Origin of the sequence: Synechococcus sp. R8-2 (assembly GCF_047461715.1) — a bacterium.
In the GTDB taxonomy this organism is placed as follows: domain Bacteria; phylum Cyanobacteriota; class Cyanobacteriia; order Thermostichales; family Thermostichaceae; genus Thermostichus.
This window is the reverse complement of the sequence record NZ_JANSHQ010000612.1, coordinates 1-638: the sequence shown is the minus strand read 5'-3', so window position 1 is coordinate 638 and position 638 is coordinate 1. Positions and strand designations below refer to the sequence as shown.

The 638-nt window shown below is 56.9% G+C and carries 1 protein-coding gene; it reads right to left on the bottom strand.

From position 1 onward, the window contains the following. Positions 1-428, bottom strand: a 428-nt coding sequence (locus tag NW819_RS13075) for an NAD(+)/NADH kinase (RefSeq protein ID WP_414414007.1), incomplete at its 3' end; no start/stop codon positions are given. Positions 429-638: the final 210 nt, after the last annotated feature.

Here is a 638-nt window from a genome sequence, read left to right as displayed (position 1 = left end):
GGATCCCCTTGCCCCAACTGCGGCTGTTCCCAAATCTGGGCTTGCAACATCATGCGGGCTTGCAAGAAAAAATCCCCTGCCTGAATGCGATCCCAGGGATCCTGTTGCAGCACCCGCTCCGACTGGGCCAAAAACCCCAGCCTACCCCCCGCTTTGATCGGCAAAATCGGGATCCCATGGGGAGCCAGGTATCGTGCCGCCGCCAACACCGAGCCATCTCCCCCCAGCACCACTGCCAGATCGATGGGATCCGAGGTGGCCTCCAAAAAGACTGGGTAGGGGTTGTGGTGCAAGCCAGTGGGAGCTGTCAACACCGTAACACCGCGCCGGCGCAACTGCTCCGCACACCTCTGGCAGGCGGCTTTGCTCTCCCGATCCCCCTCTTTGTAGGCAATCACCACCAAGCCCAAGTCCATGGTCAACCTCATCAAGGGATCCCTGTCGATTGTCCCCTTCTTCAGACTGGGGATTGCTCAGGATAATCCAGACTATCCCCCCCAAAGTTAACCAGAAAATGTTCTCTTGGACGGTGAAACCGATCACCGCAGCTCTCCCTTGAGCGTCACTGCCCCCGCCAGAGCTTTCTTCTACAACTTTTAAGTAACAGTTAAGTAAATGTAAACTACCCGACCCTGACT